12 protein-coding genes are annotated in these 16,327 nt (G+C 72.0%); 4 read left to right on the top strand and 8 right to left on the bottom strand.

Features of this window, described 5'->3' with window-relative positions:
- Window positions 1-7 precede the first annotated feature (7 nt).
- Together ACZ4D5_RS08395 and ACZ4D5_RS08390 are read right to left on the bottom strand one after the other, a co-directional pair.
- Window positions 8-1,306: an MFS transporter gene (locus ACZ4D5_RS08395; RefSeq protein ID WP_467771576.1), complete on the bottom strand. Its 1,299-nt coding sequence runs from the start codon at window positions 1,304-1,306 to the stop codon at window positions 8-10.
- A 69-nt stretch (window positions 1,307-1,375) separates the two neighbouring features.
- Window positions 1,376-2,245, bottom strand: a complete 870-nt coding sequence (locus ACZ4D5_RS08390) for a hypothetical protein (RefSeq protein WP_467771575.1) — start codon at window positions 2,243-2,245, stop codon at window positions 1,376-1,378.
- 97 nt (window positions 2,246-2,342) lie between these two features.
- On the opposite strand from ACZ4D5_RS08390, the gene ACZ4D5_RS08385 reads away from it, so the two are divergent.
- Together ACZ4D5_RS08385 and ACZ4D5_RS08380 are read left to right on the top strand one after the other, a co-directional pair.
- On the top strand, window positions 2,343-3,689 hold the full coding sequence (locus ACZ4D5_RS08385) for a 6-phospho-beta-glucosidase (protein WP_467771574.1): 1,347 nt from the start codon (window positions 2,343-2,345) through the stop codon (window positions 3,687-3,689).
- 26 nt (window positions 3,690-3,715) lie between these two features.
- Window positions 3,716-4,105 (top strand): (2Fe-2S) ferredoxin domain-containing protein, encoded by a 390-nt coding sequence (locus ACZ4D5_RS08380; RefSeq protein ID WP_467771573.1) that lies wholly within the window; start codon window positions 3,716-3,718, stop codon window positions 4,103-4,105.
- 31 nt (window positions 4,106-4,136) lie between these two features.
- On the opposite strand, the gene ACZ4D5_RS08375 is transcribed toward ACZ4D5_RS08380, so the two are convergent.
- From ACZ4D5_RS08375 to mgtA, 6 genes are all read right to left on the bottom strand, one after another.
- Entirely contained in the window at window positions 4,137-4,637 is a 501-nt protein-coding gene (locus ACZ4D5_RS08375; RefSeq protein WP_467771572.1) for an FBP domain-containing protein, read from the bottom strand.
- Between the two features lie 38 nt (window positions 4,638-4,675).
- Window positions 4,676-5,440: a GNAT family N-acetyltransferase gene (locus tag ACZ4D5_RS08370; RefSeq protein WP_467772248.1), complete on the bottom strand. Its 765-nt coding sequence runs from the start codon at window positions 5,438-5,440 to the stop codon at window positions 4,676-4,678.
- A 71-nt stretch (window positions 5,441-5,511) separates the two neighbouring features.
- Window positions 5,512-6,435 (bottom strand): quinone oxidoreductase family protein, encoded by a 924-nt coding sequence (locus ACZ4D5_RS08365; RefSeq protein ID WP_467771571.1) that lies wholly within the window; start codon window positions 6,433-6,435, stop codon window positions 5,512-5,514.
- A 343-nt stretch (window positions 6,436-6,778) separates the two neighbouring features.
- Entirely contained in the window at window positions 6,779-6,955 is a 177-nt protein-coding gene (locus ACZ4D5_RS08360; RefSeq protein ID WP_467772247.1) for a mycothiol transferase, read from the bottom strand.
- A gap of 22 nt (window positions 6,956-6,977) precedes the next feature.
- Window positions 6,978-8,177, bottom strand: coding sequence for a serine hydrolase domain-containing protein (locus ACZ4D5_RS08355; RefSeq protein ID WP_467771570.1), 1,200 nt, complete (start codon window positions 8,175-8,177; stop codon window positions 6,978-6,980).
- A 96-nt stretch (window positions 8,178-8,273) separates the two neighbouring features.
- Window positions 8,274-11,003: a magnesium-translocating P-type ATPase gene (gene mgtA, locus ACZ4D5_RS08350; protein WP_467771569.1), complete on the bottom strand. Its 2,730-nt coding sequence runs from the start codon at window positions 11,001-11,003 to the stop codon at window positions 8,274-8,276.
- 515 nt (window positions 11,004-11,518) lie between these two features.
- On the opposite strand from mgtA, the gene ACZ4D5_RS08345 reads away from it, so the two are divergent.
- Entirely contained in the window at window positions 11,519-13,576 is a 2,058-nt protein-coding gene (locus tag ACZ4D5_RS08345; RefSeq protein WP_467771568.1) for a phosphocholine-specific phospholipase C, read from the top strand.
- A gap of 90 nt (window positions 13,577-13,666) precedes the next feature.
- The gene (gene valS, locus ACZ4D5_RS08340; RefSeq protein ID WP_467771567.1) at window positions 13,667-16,264 is read left to right on the top strand and encodes a valine--tRNA ligase; all 2,598 of its coding nucleotides are present in this window, start codon (window positions 13,667-13,669) and stop codon (window positions 16,262-16,264) included.
- The last annotated feature ends 63 nt before the right edge of the window (window positions 16,265-16,327 follow it).

Genomic DNA, 16,327 nt, shown 5'->3' with positions numbered 1-16,327 from the left:
AGAGGCCCTAGCGCTCCAGCTCGTTGTGCGCGGTCTCCGGGAGCCGCAGATACACCACCGACGAGGCGACGCACAGCACGGCCACGTACACGGGGAAGAGCCCGGGGGAGCCGATCTCCTTGAACAGGGTGCCCATGTACGGGGCCGTGCCGCCGAACAGGGCGACGGTGAGCGAGTACGGGAACCCGATCCCCGCGGCCCGCACCCGCGCGGGGAACACCTCCGCGTTCACGGCCGCCGAGATCGACGTGAAGCCGGTCAGCAGCACCATGCCCGCGCAACTCACGAGCAGCAGCGAACCGAAGGAACCGGTCAGGGACTTGAGCAGCGGCACGCTCAGGACGGCGAACCCGATGCCGAAGAACAGCAGCAGCGGCCTGCGCCCGAACCGGTCCGAGAGCAGCCCGCCGACGGGCTGCAACAGCGCGAAGAACGCGAGTGAGATCGTCCCCGCGAGCAGCGCCTCGCTCTTGCCGATGCCGGTGTTCAGCTCGGCGTACGTCGGCAGGTAGGACGTCCATGTGTAGTACGCGATGGTGCCGCCCGCGGTGATGCCGCAGATCAGCAGCGACTGGCGCGGATGGTGGCGCAGTGCGTCGAACAGGCCCGGCCGCTGGGCGGGTTCGGCGGGCGCGTCGTGCGTCTCGTACGCGCCCTGCCTGATCCAGAAGCCCACCAGGCTGAGCAGCGCGCCGAGCAGGAACGGCAGCCGCCAGCCCCAGCCGTCCATCTGCCCGTCGGAGAGCGTGGCGACGAGCAGGGCCGCGACGCCGGACGCCGCGAGCTGGCCCGCGCTCGTGGAGACGTACTGGAAACTGGAGAAGAGGCCGCGTCGTCCCGGGCCCGCCGACTCCACGAGGAACGTCGTCGACGCGGCGAACTCCCCGCCCACGGACAGGCCTTGGAGCAGCCGGGCGCAGACGAGCACCACCGGAGCGAGCACGCCCACGGACGCGTACGTCGGGGTGAGGCCGACCAGCAGGCTGCTGCCGCCCATCAGCAGGATCGTCACGGTCAGCGCGGCCCGCCGCCCGCGCCGGTCGGCGACCGCGCCCATGAGCAGTCCGCCGACGGGCCGCATGAAGAAGCCCACCGCGAAGACGGCGAACGTGGAGAGCAGCGGCACCAGGGAGTTGCCCGACCCCTTGGGGAAGACCTGGGCGGCGATGTACGTGGCGAGGAAGGTGTACGCGTACCAGTCGTACCACTCCACGGCGTTGCCGACCGACGCGGCGAGCAACTGCCGTATCGGGCGCCGCTCGCGGGCGGGTGCGGGGTCGGTCACCTGCTGGTCGTGCTGTGTCATGATCACGACTTTCCCCCACGTGGCGGCGCCCCACACGTACCGTCCGTCAGCCGGACACCGGCCCCGGCGTCAGCCCGTCGTCGGCTGGTACGCGTACACGGCCGTCGTCACCAGGCACGGCGCGGGCGGCACCACCTCCACGCGCAGGGTGCGGCGCGCGGAGTCGTAGTCGACGCCCTCGGTCTCGAAGGTGCCCGAGCAGACGCTGCGCTGCGGCGCGGCGAAGAGAGGGGAGACGCGGCCGGTCACCGGCCCGCCGTCCAGCGGGCGTTCCAGGTCGACCTGGAGGACCGGGCGGTCCACGGGGAACAGTTCCTCGGACGCGTCGTCGGACGCGCACACCAGGCGTGTGTCCGAGACGAAGTCGCAGCCCTGGATGTCCCGTACGGGCTTGTCGAGCGAGATCTGCCCGGCCTGGGGGAGCGAGCCCCCGGTGGGCGGGGTCGAGGAGTTGAGCAGCGGGGCCGGGAAGACCTGGAGGCGGTTCTGGTCGCCCCACTCGCCCGAGACCAGCCACCGCGCGTCGGGCGAGACGGCCGCGAAGGAGTTGTTGAGCTTCTCGCCCGCGTCGAGCGGGTGCTCGTAGAGGTAGCGCTGCCCGCCCGGTGTGGTGACCGCGAACATCTTCGACGTGGCGCCGTCGCCGCCCTGGTAGGCGTCGAAGGTGTGGCCGTTCGCGATGTCGGGGTCGCCTATGTGCCCCCAGCCCCTGACACGCAGATCGAGGGGTATGGACCCGATCCCCCGGTAGAGGAGGCTGCCGTCCGCGCGACTGGCCAGACCCTGGCTGCCCGTGAGGGAGTTGACGTGCGAGGTGCCCGACTCCTGCCAGCCGCCGGGCGAGGCCGGCGCGGCCGACGCCGTGCCGCCCGTCGTCACCGCCAGAGCCACGGCGCCGAGCAGGGCGGCCGATGCCTTCAGTGATCTTTTCGGGGTCATCGCGGTGCGTACCTCCGTGGGGGGTCGGGTCGCTGCGGCGCAATCGTACGTAACGTGAGAGCAGCCGATACGTGTTCCGACAGAAGGTGGTTGAGGCGTGAAGCTGGTCATTCTCGGCGGCGGTGGATTCCGCGTCCCGCTCGTGTACCGGGCGCTGCTCGGCGACCACGCGGAGGGCCGCGTCACGGACGTGGTCCTGCACGACCTGGACGCGGCACGGCTCGGCGCGGTCGCCCGCGTCCTGGCCGAACAGGCCGCCGGAGTGCCCGACGCGCCCGCCGTCACCGCCACCACCGACCTCGACGAGGCGCTGCGCGGCGCCGACTTCGTGTTCTCGGCGATCCGCGTCGGAGGCCTGGAGGGCCGCGCCGCCGACGAGCGCGTCGCCCTGGCGGAGGGCGTCCTCGGGCAGGAGACGGTCGGCGCGGGCGGCATCGCGTACGGCCTGCGCACGGTGCCCGTCGCCGTGGACATCGCGCGCCGCGTCGCCCAACTCGCCCCGGACGCCTGGGTCATCAACTTCACCAACCCCGCGGGCCTGGTCACCGAAGCCATGGCCCGCCACCTCGGCGAGCGCGTCATCGGGATCTGCGACTCGCCGGTGGGCCTCGGCCGCAGGGTCGCGCGGGTGCTCGGCGGCAACCCGGACGACGCGTTCATCGACTACGTCGGGCTCAACCACCTCGGCTGGCTGCGCGGCCTGCGCATCGCGGGCCGCGACGAACTGCCGCGGCTGCTCGCCGATCCCGCCCTCCTGGGCTCCTTCGAGGAGGGCAGGCTCTTCGGCACGGAGTGGCTCCGGTCGCTCGGCGCGATCCCCAACGAATACCTGCATTACTACTACTTCAACCGCGAGGCGGTGCGCGCCTACCAGGAGGCCGAGCAGACCCGCGGCGCCTTCCTCCGCGACCAACAGGCCCGCTTCTACGCGGAGATGGGCCGCGCGGACGCCCCCGCCCTCAAGACCTGGGACGCCACCCGGGCCGAGCGCGAGGCGACGTACATGGCCGAGAACAGGGAAGCGGCGGGCGTGGGGGAGCGGGCCGAGGAGGACCTGGAGTCCGGCGGGTACGAGCAGGTCGCCCTCGCCCTGATGCGGGCCGTCGCACGGAACGAGCGGGCGACGCTCATCCTCAACGTCCGCAACGGCACGACCCTTTCCGCCCTGGACGCCGACGCCGTCATCGAGGTGCCGTGCTCCGTCGACGCCAACGGGGCCCACCCCATGGCGGTGGCGCAGCTGCCCGGCCACGCCACCGGCCTTGTGTGCGCGGTCAAGGCCGTGGAGCGCGAGGTGCTCGCCGCGGCGGACAGCGGTTCCCTCGCCACCGCCGTCAAGGCGTTCGCGCTGCACCCGCTGGTCGACTCCGTGACAGTGGCCCGGCGCCTCGTGGACGGTTACCGCGAGGCACACCCCGGCCTCGCCTACCTGGGCCGCGGGTAGCGGGACCGGCCTGACATGATCATGGGATGAGCCCCGTCGTCTCCATCGGAGCAGCCGCCCGCCGCCCCTGCACCCTCGTCGTCTGCCGGGGGTGCTGCTGCGGCGACGCCCGCAAGAACCCCGGCGTCGACCACGCCTGGCAGCTGGAGCGGATGCGCGCCGCGGCGGCGGCCTCCCGCGGGCGCTTCGCGGTCCGCACGAGCGACTGCCTCGGGCCGTGCGGCCAGGCGAACATCGTGGTCGTCCAGCCGTCCCCCGAGGGCCGCAGACGGGGCGGCCGCGCCTCCTGGGTCGGCTTCGTCACGGACGACGCGTCCCTGGAGGAGGTCATCAGCTGGGCGGAGGCGGGCGGTCCGGGCATCGCCGAGCCGTCGGCCACGCTGGCGCTGCAGTTGGTGGATCCCCGTACGGTGTGAGGTCGCGCCGCGCCGGCCCCCGGCCGGTCTCTCAGCCGGCGAGCACCTGGTCCAGGAAGCCGTTCAAGTTCTCCACGGTCCTGGCGTTCTGCTCCTCCAGCGTCAGGCTCTCCTCGAAGCGACGCGCGAGTGCCGTCGTCTTCTTCCCGCGTACGTAGAGGGAACAGGCGAGGTCCGCGCAGATGTACAGACCGACCGAGTTGCCCTGACGCCCCGCCGCCCCCGCCTTCGGCGCCACGAGCAGCGTGATGCCGGAGCCGGACTGCGGCGTGACGCAGACCGAGCAGATGCTGGACTTCAGCAGGCTCTTGCGCGCCCCCGTCGAGGCGCGCAGGGCGATGCCCATGGGCGCGTCGTCGCGCCACGTCACCACATAGCCGCGGTCGGGCGCCTTCGGGTCCCGCCAGCCGAGGAAGTCAAGGTCGGACCAGGGGGTGTCGGCGAATCCCGCGGGGAGGGTGAGTCTGCGGGCCTCGCCCTTGGAACAGTTCACAAAGGACGTGCGGATCTCGTTCTCACTGACGGGCTTCATGATCCGGAAGGTATCAACGGCCCCGTCGAACCGTCGTGTCATTTTTCCCCGGCGGCCACCCCTCCCGTCGTCCCGGCCGCCCCCGGCCCCGGCACCCGCGCGGCACGGAACTCGGTGGTGCGCCGCAGCCGGAACCCCAGCGACTCGTACAGGCGGATGGCGTCGGTGTTCCGCGCGGAGGTGTGCAGGAACGGCACCTCGCCGCGGGCCCTGACGCCGTGCGCCACCGCGAGGACGAGCCGCGTCGCGAGGCCGTGGCCGCGGTACGCCGCGTCGGTGCAGACCGCGCTGATCTCCGTGAAGCCCGGCGGCCGCAGCCGCTCCCCGGCCATCGCCACGAGGGCGCCCTCCCTGCGGATGCCCAGATACGTGCCGAGCTCGACGGTGCGCGGCAGGAAAGGCCCCGGCTGCGTGCGCTCGACCAGGTCGAGCATCTCGGGCACGTCGTCGGGCCCCAGCCGCACGGCCTCGGCGTCGGGCCTGGCCGCGACCCCGTCGTCCACGAGCTGCACGCCGGGCATCTCGAAGGTCAGCTCCCAGCCGGCGGGCGGATCCGGCGTCACGCCGGGCAGCGGCACCTCCTGCCCGGGCCCGGCGAGCGCCGCCAGGTCCGCCCAGTCCGCGTCCGTGACGTCGTCGGGCAGGGCGAGCCACGGCGAGACGTCGAGCGGGTAGCGCACCACGCGGCCCCGCCACTCGGCGAAGCGCGCGTGCGGGCCGGTGAGAGCGGCGTAGGCGGGGTTGTCGAGGGGATGCGCGCCGCGCGCCGCGCGTGCGGAGCCGACCGGGGATTCGGGGGGCAGGGCGGCCGGCGGCCTCGCCCGCTCGTCAGGGGCCGTCCTCGTCGGCGGGGGCGCGGCGGTCGTGCCCTCGCTCACGGGGCCACCTCGATCACGATCTTGCCGCGGGCGTGGCCGTCCTCCACCGCGCGCAGCGCCTGGTCCGCGCGGTCCAGGGGGTACGTCGCCGTCACGTGCGGGCGCAGCACGCCCGCCACGGCGAGCAGCGCCACCTCGTCCAGGACCGCGGCCGTGCGGGCACGGGCCACCGGGGCACCGCCCAGTTCGCCCACGGTCTCCTTGGCGCCCGCCGTGATCAGCTTCTTGCGGTCGGTCAGGAGCTCCGCGACCTCGACCAGGTCCGCCCCGCCGACCAGGTCGAAGACCGCGTCGACGCGCCGGTCCGGCGCCGCCTCGCGTATGCGCTCGGCGAGGCGGGGCCCGCGCGGCACATGGATCGCGCCGAGCGACTCGACGAACTCCTTCTTGCCCTCGCTCGCCGTGCCCACCACGCGCAGCCCGAAGTGCACGGCGATCTGCGTCGCGGCCACCCCGACACCGCCACCGGCCCCGGTGATCAGGAGCGTCGACCCGGCGGGCAGGTCCAGCTGGCGCACCCCGTCGTACGCGGTCGCCGCCGCGACCGGCAGCGCGGCCGCGTCCGTGAAGGAGAGCGCGTCCGGCTTGTGCGCGGCGATGGCGGCGGGGACCAGCGTGAACTGCGCGTACCCGCCCGTGACCGGGTTGCCGAACACGGGGTCGCCGACCGCGAACCCCTCGACGCCGGGGCCGACCGCCTTCACGACGCCCGCGACCTCGCTGCCGAGGACCTCGTGGCCGACCAGCGGTCCCTGGCCGGGGCGCCGCTTGCCGGCCCGCAGCTTCCAGTCGACGGGGTTGACGCCCGCCGCGCGGACCGCGACGAGCAGCTGCCCCGGTCCCGGCTCCGGTTCGGGGAGATCGAGGAAGGCCTCCACCTCGGGGCCGCCGTGTTCGGTGAATGCGTACGCCTTGGGCATGGTGCTCCCTCGCTCGGATCGATCGGCTTCCGTACAAGGACGACGAGCAAGATCGCCCGGCTATTCCCGGCCCGGCGCGGCGTTCACGAGGCCGCAACGCGCTCAAGGGTCCGTTCACGGCCCCGCAACCCACGGACGTCGAACGGGTCGAAAGCCTTGCGCCCGGGACAACTCCGCGCAGCGGCGAGCGAGGCGTCGAGCCGGCCGGCCTGCGCGAAGCGGGCCAGGGCCGCCTCCACGGCGGCGGCCCCGCGCGGATCGGCGGCGGCGTACCGCCCTCCCGCCGCACGCGTCACAGCCCCACCGCGCCGTCGAAGTCCTGGTCGGGGGCCTCGGGCGTGCCCTACGGCGGATGCGCGTCCTGTCCGGCGAGGCCGCGGCGGAACCAGCGCCGCTCCACGTCGGCGAGGTGCCGCACCGGGCCGAGCGGCGACAGCGTGGAGGGCGCCACGGCACGCCGGTCCGACTCCCTTTCCGGACCGGCGCACATGAGCTCAAGGGTCGTGCGCTGCGCCCGCAGGAAGTCGACGGGCCTGGCGCGCTCACCCCCGGTCGCGCAGCCCTTTGTAGAGCGCCCCGACCAGATGGATGCTGCGCAGGTCCTCGCCCGAGGTCCCGGCGCCCATGCGGTTCATGGTGTACGCGTATCCGATGCCGTTCTCCGGGTCGGCGAAGGCGTAGGAGCCGCCGAGGCCGCCGTGTCCGAACGCCCGGGGGTTGGGGCCCGCCTGTCCGAACTGGTTGAGCATGTAGCCGAGGCCCCACGACCAGGTCTCCGCGAGCGGGGTGCCCGCCCGCAGGACCAGATCCGGTTCGTCGGCCGCGCTCTGCAGCGTGCGCAGGCGCTCCAGGGCGTCGGCGGACAGCAGCCCGCCGGACGCCAACTGCCCGTACACGGCGGCCAGTCCGCGCGCGGTCGCGTGGCCGTTGGTCGCCGGGATCTCCGCGCTGCGGTAGGGCGCGCCGTTGACGTCGCCGAGCGGCAGATACCGCATGGCGAGCGTGACCGGCGCCAGCGGGTGCTCGGTGACGCCGCCGACCGGTGGCTCGGGGGATTCGCCGAACGCGCGACGTGACGACGACGTCCCGCCGGTCGCGGGCACGGGCGGCGCCATGTCCGCGCACCGCCCGTGCTCGCTCGCGGGCGTGCCCACGAAGACGTCGGCGCCGAGCGGCCCCGTCACCTCCGTGCGCAGGAAGGAGCCGAGCGAGACACCGCTGACGCGCCGCACCAGTTCGCCGACCAGGAAGCCGAAGGTCACCGCGTGATAGCCCTGCGCGGTGCCCGGCTTCCACCACGGCGGCGTCGCGGCGAGGGCGTCGGTCACCTTCTCCCAGTCGCACACCGCGCCCGTCTCCATGGGCTCGCTCGGCGCGATGAGGCCGGAGCGGTGGCTGAGCAGCCAGCGCACCGGGATGTCGGCCTTGCCGGCCCGCGCGAACTCCGGCCAGTACCGGGCGACCGGCGCGTCCAGGTCCAACTCGCCCCGGTCGACGAGGAGATGGGCGCAGAGCGCGGTCAGCCCCTTGGTCGTGGAGTAGACGTGCACCAGGGTGTCACGCTCCCAGGGGCGGGTGCCCGTCCGGTCCGCGTCACCGCCCCACAGGTCGACGACGAGCTCGCCGCCGAGCGTGACGGCGACGGCCGCCCCGAGGTCGCCGCGCTCGGTGAAGTTCCGCTCGAACTCCTCGCGCACGCCCTCGAATCCGGGGGCGCAGGTGCCGTGGACGCGTAGTGTCATGACGCGCATGGTTGCCCACGGCACCTACCTTTGCAAGACGCCCGTCACGGCCGTCCGGGCGAGGCGCCCGTCACGGTCGACCCGGCAAGGCGCCCGTCACAGCCAGCCGTGGTAGCGCCGGACGTACCAGCCCTTCACCACCTGGGTGAGCGCGCAGTACGCGAGCAGCGTCCCGATCAGCCACGGGAAGTAGCTCATCGGCAGCGGCTCCATCGAGAGCGCCGACGCCAGCGGCGAGAACGGCAGCCACAGGCCGAACACCATCACCGCGCCCGTCATCACCAGGACCGGCAGGGACGCGCGGGACTGGACGAACGGGATCTTGCGCGTGCGGATCATGTGCACGATGAGGGTCTGGGAGAGCAGCCCCTCCACGAACCAGCCCGTCTGGAACAGGGTCTGCCGCTCGGGGGAGTCGGCCTGGAAGACGTACCACATCACCAGGAACGTCGTGATGTCGAAGACCGAGCTGATCGGGCCGATCCGGATCATGAACCGGCCGATGCCCTTCGCGTCCCAGGTCCGCGGCTTCCTCAGGTACTCCTTGTCCATGCGGTCCCAGGGGATCGCCAGCTGGCTGATGTCGTAGCAGAGGTTCTGCACGAGCAGGTGGATGGCGAGCATCGGCTGGAAGGGGATGAACGCCGAGGCCACCAGGACCGAGAAGACGTTGCCGAAGTTCGACGACGCCGTCATCTTGATGTACTTGATGGTGTTGCCGAACGTCTGACGCCCCATCAGCACGCCCTGCTCCAGGACCGTCAGGTCCTTCTCCAGCAGGATGATGTCCGCGGACTCCTTCGCGATGTCCACGGCCGTGTCGACGGAGACGCCCACGTCGGCCTCGCGCAGCGCCGCCGCGTCGTTGATGCCGTCGCCGAGGAAGCCGACCGTGTGCCCGTCGGCCTTCAGGGCGCGCACGATCCGCGCCTTCTGGACCGGGTTGACCTTCGCGAACACCGTGGTCGTACGGGCCAGTTCGATCAGTTCCGCATCGTCGACCAGGTCGACCGTGGCGCCGGTGACCAGCTCGCTCGCGTCCAGGCCGACATCCGCGCAGACGCGCGCCGCGACCAGTTCGTTGTCCCCGGTGACCACCTTGACCGCGACGCCGTTCTCGGCGAGCGCGCGCAGCGCGTCCGCCGCGTCCTGCTTCGGCGGGTCGAGGAAGGCGAGGAAGCCGATGAGCGTCAGCTCCGTCTCGTCCGCCACGGAGTAGGTCTCGCGCTCCGCCGCGTCGGGGTCGACGGGGAAGGTGCGGGTGGCGACCGCGAGGACCCGCAGCCCTTCCCGGTTGTGACGCTCGCTCAGATGCCTGACGTGGGCGCGCAGTTCGCCGGTCAGCTCGACGCGCTGGCCGCGGTCCGTCATGTGGCCGCACCGGTCGAGCACCTCCTCGACCGCGCCCTTGGTGACGAGCGTGTGCTCGGCGGCGGGTCCCGTCAGTTCGTCGCGGCGCAGGACCACGGACATCCTGCGGCGGGCGAAGTCGAAGGGGATCTCGTCGACCTTCGTGAAGAGGTGGTCGACGACAACCTCCTCGGCCTCGTCCACGCGGTCGATGACCGCCTGGTCCATGAGGTTGCGCAGCCCCGTCTGGAAGTGCGCGTTGAGGTAGGCGTATTCGAGGACCTCGCGGTCCTCCTCGCCCCGGGCGTCGAGGTAGCGGTCGAGGACGATGCGGTCCTCGGTGAGCGTGCCCGTCTTGTCGGTGCACAGCACGTCCATCGCGCCGAGGTTCTGGATCGCGTTGAGCTGCTTGACGACGACCTTGTGCCTCGACATCGCGACGGCGCCGCGCGCCAGGTTCGCCGAGACCACCATCGGCAGCATCTCGGGGGTGAGCCCGACCGCCACGGAGAGGGAGAACAGCAGCGCCTGGTCCCAGTCGCCCTTGGTGAAGCCGTTGATCGCGAAGACGACGGGGACCATCACCAGCATGAAGCGGATCAGCAGGAAGCTGACCCGGCGCACCCCGAGGTCGAAGGCGGTCTGCGGGCGGTCGCCGGACAGCGCGCTCGCCATCGAGCCGAAGTAGGTGCGGGAGCCCGTCGCGACGACCACACCGGTCGCGGTGCCGGAGGTCACCGACGTACCCATCAGGCAGAGGTTGTCGGCCTCGACGGGGTCCTCGGTGTCCTGCTGGCCGAGGTCATGCGCGCGCGTGTCGGCCTTGGCGACCGGCAGCGACTCGCCGGACAGCGCGGCCTGACCGACCATCAGGTCCTTGGCGGTCAGCAGCCGCAGGTCCGCGGGGACCATGTCGCCGGCGGCGAGCTTGACGAGGTCGCCCGGGACGACCTGCTCCATCGGTATCTCTTCGGTGGCCGCGGTCTCGCTCCAGCGCCGCTGGACCGCGCAGGAGGTGGTGACGAGGGCCTTGAGCGCCTCGGCGGAGCGGGTGGAGCGGAACTCCTGCCAGAACCGCAGGAGCGCGCTGATCAGCACCATCGAGGTGAGGATGTAGACGCCGGGGTCGGCGGGGTCCTGCCAGTACATGACGGCGGCCAGGACGACGAGCACCCCGATGAAGGGGTTCCGGAAGGACTTGGCGAGCTGCGCGGTCCAGTGCGGGACGCGCTCGTGGGCGACGGTGTTCTCGCCGAACCGCTCGATGCGCTCCAGGACCTGGTCCTGACGCAGGCCGCGCGTGCCGGAGTTGACCTCGCGCAGCACGTCGCGGGCGGGCAGCGAGCTCAGCCTCGCGAGCCGGGCGCCGACCTCACGGGTGCGGGCGTCCAGCTCCGCGGCCTTGCGGGCGCGGGGCGTGGGGCGGGGGTTCGCGCCTGGCGGGGCCAGGCGCACCTGGGGAATCAGCTTGTTCATGGCAGACCTCCCTCCGTGCCCGGGCATGACGAAGCAGGCCCGGGCACGAGGACGTGACGGTGTGAATGTGGTGTGAAAGAAACCCGGCTGTGCCGACGGCGCACGGCCGTGGGCGGGACGGGGGCATCGCCGCGGCGTCGGCGCGGCGGAGAAGGGGGAACGGCGGCGCGAGGCGGCCTCAGAAGCGGCGGAACGCGGCTTCAGAAGCGGAACGCGGCCTCAGAAGAGGTCACCGCTGACGCAAGGACTTCCTTCGGGACTCATCCCGAACACCTCCTTGCACTCGCGGGACGGAGAAGAACGCACCGCGGAACGGTGCACGGCCAAGTGAGTCACGCGTATTCCCCTATGTCAAATGTGGGACTTTGGTCCCGAAAAGTCCGGGACTTGTGTCCTGCCCGTCAGAGGTTGGACTTCTCTTCACACGCCCGTCACAGGCCCTTCCATAGCCCTTGCTCCCCTTGGCACACTTCACCCCGCTCGCGTCCCCCACAAAACACGAGGTCGGAATACTCATGCCTGAACTCAATCGGCGCCGCTTCATGCAGCTGGCCGGAGGCACCGCGACGTTCGCCATGCTCAACCAGAGCATCGCGCGCGCCGCGTCGCTCCCCGCCAGGCGCGCCACCGGCACCATCAAGGACGTCGAGCACGTCGTGGTGCTGATGCAGGAGAACCGGTCGTTCGACCACTACTTCGGCACGATGAAGGGCGTACGCGGCTTCGGCGACCCGCGCCCGGTGAACCTGCCCAGCGGCAAGCCGGTCTGGCACCAGCAGGGCGGCGGCAAGGAGATCCTGCCCTTCCACCCCGACGCCGAGAACCTCGGCATGCAGTTCATCGCGGGTCTGGACCACGACTGGGCGGGCGGGCACAAGGCGTTCAACAACGGCGCGTACGACCAGTGGATCCCGGCGAAGTCCGAGCGGACGATGGCGTACCTGGAGCGGAACGACATCCCGTTCCACTACGCCCTCGCCGACGCCTTCACGGTCTGCGACGACTACCACTGCTCGTTCATAGGGGCCACCGACCCCAACCGCTACTACATGCTCACGGGCCACGTCGGCAACGACGGCAAGGGCGGCGGCCCGGTCCTCGGCAACCAGGAGCTGGGCTACGACTGGACGACGTACGCCGAGCGCCTGGAGCAGGCGGGCGTCTCCTGGAAGGTGTACCAGGACATCGGCGACGGCCTGGACGCCGCGGGCAAGTGGGGCTGGATCGACGACGCCTACCGCGGCAACTACGGCGACAACTCGCTGCTGTACTTCAACAAGTACCGGGGCGCCAAGCCGGGCGACCCGCTCTACGACAAGGCCCGCACCGGCACCAACGCCAAGGCGGGCGACGGCTACTTCGACATCCTCAAGGCCGACGTCAAGGCGGACAGGCTTCCGCAGGTCTCCTACATCGCCTGCCCCGAAGCCTTCACCGAGCACCCCAACTGGCCGGTGAACTACGGCGCCTGGTACATCGCGCAGGTCCTCGACGCCCTCACCGCCAACCCCGACGTGTGGGCCAGGACGGCGCTGTTCGTCACGTACGACGAGAACGACGGCTACTTCGACCACATCGTCCCGCCGTACGTCCCCAAGGACGCGAACCAGGGCAAGTCCACGGTCGACACGACCCTCGACTACTTCCCGGGCAACGCGAGTTACGCGGCCGGGCACTACGGCCTCGGCCAGCGCGTCCCGATGATCGTGGTCTCGCCGTGGAGCACCGGCGGCTACGTGAACTCCGAGGTCTTCGACCACACGTCGATCATCCGGTTCATGGAGAAGCGCTTCGGCGTCGAGGAGCCCAACATCTCGCCGTGGCGCCGCGCGATCTGCGGCGACCTCACCTCCGCCTTCGACTTCGGCGGCAAGGACACCGACCCCGCCGAGCTGCCCGACACGGCCGCCTACGAGCCGCCGGACCACGAGCGCCACCCCGACTACGTGCCCAAGGCGCCCGCCAACCCGGCGCTGCCCAAGCAGGAGGCGGGATCCCGGCCCACCCGCGCGCTGCCGTACGCGCCGCTGGTGGACGGCGCCGCGGACGCCGCCGCGGGGAAGTTCACGCTGACCTTCAGCGGCGGCGACAAGGCGGGCGTCTGCTTCCACGTGCGCTCCGCCAACCGCACCGACGGCCCCTGGACGTACACCACCGAGGCCGGCAAGACGGTCGCCGACACCTGGAACTCGGCGTACTCCAAGGACGTCTACGACCTGTCGGTGTTCGGCCCGAACGGCTTCCTGCGCACCTTCAAGGGCCCCGGCAAGAAGGCGGGACCCGAGGTCGTCGCCCGCCACGACGCGACGACCGGCAACATCAAGCTGACCCTGAAGAACGCGGGCAGCGCAGACGTGAACCTCACGGTCGCCAACGCCTACGGCGGCGCGGCGCAGACCTTCAAGGTCAAGGCGGGCGGCTCCGTCGAGCACACCGTCGACCTGCGCGGGACCAAGCGCTGGTACGACCTGACGGTGAAGTCCGACGCCGACGCGGGCTTCCTGCGGCGCCTCGCGGGCCACGTCGAGACCGGCGAGAAGGGCGTCAGCGACCCGGCGATCGCCACGCGCTGAGCCACGCGGTCGCCCCTCGCTGAGCCGCGCGGCTCCACCAGCGGAAATGGGGAGGTGCTCGTCCCGCCGCCACGGATAGCATCCGGAGGCATGACGAACACCTCCCCGCCCCCTTCCGGGGCCCCCGACAAGCCCGTTCTCGACGGGCTCGAAGCGAAATGGTCGAGGCGCTGGGACGAGTCGGGCGTATTCGTCTTCGACCGCACCAGGCCGCGGGACGAGGTCTTCTCCATCGACACCCCGCCGCCCACGGTCAGCGGCTCGCTGCACGTCGGCCACGTCTTCTCGTACACGCACACCGACACCATCGCCCGCTACCAGCGCATGCGCGGCAAGGAAGTCTTCTACCCCATGGGGTGGGACGACAACGGCCTGCCGACCGAGCGGCGCGTCCAGAACCACTTCGGCGTCCGCTGCGACCCCGCCCTTCCGTACGACCCCGGCTTCACCCCGCCCGAGAAGCCGGGCAAGCGCCAACTTCCCATCTCCCGGCGGAACTTCATCGAGCTGTGCGAGCGCCTGACCGTCGAGGACGAGAAGGCCTTCGAGGAGCTGTGGCGGGGGCTCGGCCTCTCCGTCGACTGGTCGCGCACCTACCAGACCATCGGCGCGGACGCCCGCGCCACCTCGCAGCTCGCCTTCCTGGACAACCTCGCGCGCGGCGAGGCGTACGTCGCCGAGGCGCCCACGCTGTGGGACGTCACGTTCCGCACGGCGGTCGCCCAGGCCGAGCTGGAGGACAGGGAGCGTCAGGGCGCGTACCACCGCCTCGCCTTCCGGGGAGCCGGCGACCGTACCGTCCTGATCGAGACGACCCGCCCCGAACTCCTGCCCGCCTGCGTCGCGTTGGTCGCCCACCCGGAGGACGAGCGCTACCAGGAGCTGTTCGGCACGACGGTCCGCACGCCGCTCTTCGACGTCGAGGTCCCTGTCGTCGCCCACCGCCTCGCCGCGCCCGACAAGGGCACGGGCATCGCGATGATCTGCACCTTCGGCGACACCACCGACGTGACGTGGTGGCGCGAACTGCGGCTCGCCACAAGGCCGGTGATCGGCTGGGACGGCCGCTTCCTCGCGCAGCCGCCGAGCGGCGTCGAGGCGCCGGAGGCCGTCGCGGCGTACGCGGAACTGGCGGGCGCCACCGCGCACACCGCGCGGGAACGCGTCGTCGAGATGCTGCGCGCGAGCGGCGACCTCAGGGGCGAACCGCGCGCCGTCACGCACGCGGTGAAGTTCTTCGAGAAGGGCGACAAGCCCCTGGAGATCGTCACCACCCGCCAGTGGTACCTCCGCAACGGCGGCAGGGACGCCGCCCTGCGCGACCAACTCCTCGCCCGGGGCGAAGAGTTGGCGTGGCATCCGCCGCACATGCGGATCCGCTACGAGAACTGGGTCGGCGGCCTCAACGGCGACTGGCTGATCAGCCGCCAGCGGTTCTTCGGCGTCCCGATCCCCGTCTGGTACCCACTGGACGGCGCCGGTCAGCCCGACTACGACCACCCGATCACCCCCGACCGCGCGGCGCTCCCCGTCGACCCGAGCGCGGAGACCCCGCCCGGCTACGACGCGGCGCAGCGCGGCGAGCCACACGGCTTCATCGGTGACCCGGACGTCATGGACACCTGGGCGACGTCCTCGCTCACGCCGCAGATCGCCGGGAAGTGGCTCTCGGACCCCGACCTGTTCGCGCGGGTCTTCCCCATGGACCTGCGCCCCCAGTCCCACGAGATCATCCGCACCTGGCTGTTCTCCACGGTCGTGCGCGCCCACACCGGGCACGGCGCACTGCCCTGGCGGCACGCGGCGATCTCGGGCTGGATCCTCGACCCCGACCGCAAGAAGATGGCGAAGTCCAAGGGGAACGTCGTCACGCCCGGCCACCTCCTCGTCCAGCACGGCTCGGACGCGGTCCGCTACTGGGCGGCGAGCGGACGCCCCGGCACGGACACGGCGTTCGAGACCGGACAGATGAAGATCGGCCGCCGCCTCGCCATGAAGCTGCTGAACGTCGGCAAGTTCGTGCTGAGCCTGGGGGAGGTGGGCGCGGGCGATGCCTTCGGGCCCGCGGCTTCCGGGCCTGCCGCTTCCGGGCCCGCCGCCGTCACCGAGCCGCTGGACCGGGCGCTGCTCGCCGCGCTCGCGTCGACGGTCGACGAGGCCACCGCTGCCTTCGAGGCCTTCGACTACGCGCGCGCCCTGGAGCGCACGGAACAGCTCTTCTGGCGCTTCTGCGACGACTACGTCGAACTGGTCAAGGCCCGCGCGTACGGCGATCACGGCGACGCGGCGGCGACCCGCTCGGCGCGGGCGGCGCTGCGCACGGCGCTCGACGTGCTGCTGCGGCTCCTCGCGCCGGTCCTGCCGTTCGTCACGGAGGAGGTCTGGTCGTGGTGGCGCGAGGGCTCGGTGCACCGCGCGGCCTGGCCGAGCGCGGCCGAACTGCGCGAGCACGCGGGCGACGCGGCGGTCCTCGCCACGGCGTCGGAGGCCATCGCGGCGGTCCGCAAGGCCAAGTCGCAGGAGAAGGTGTCGATGCGGGCGGAGGTGGCGAGGGTGACGGTCACGGCGGACCGTCCCGTGCTCGACCGCTTCGCGGCGGCGCGGGACGACGTCCGGGCGGCGGGCAGGATCGGGTCGGTGGAGCTGCGGGAAGGAGAGGGGGCCTTGCAGGTGCGGGTCTCGTTCTGAGGGAGCCGGGTGTGCCCCGCAAGGGGCGCGGGGAACTGCGCGATCAGCCACGACGCACCCGCC

The sequence above is a fragment of the Streptomyces sp. NPDC025651 genome (genome assembly GCF_055558735.1).
Note: the sequence above shows the minus strand (reverse complement) of the source record. Positions and strands in the feature narration are given on the sequence as shown.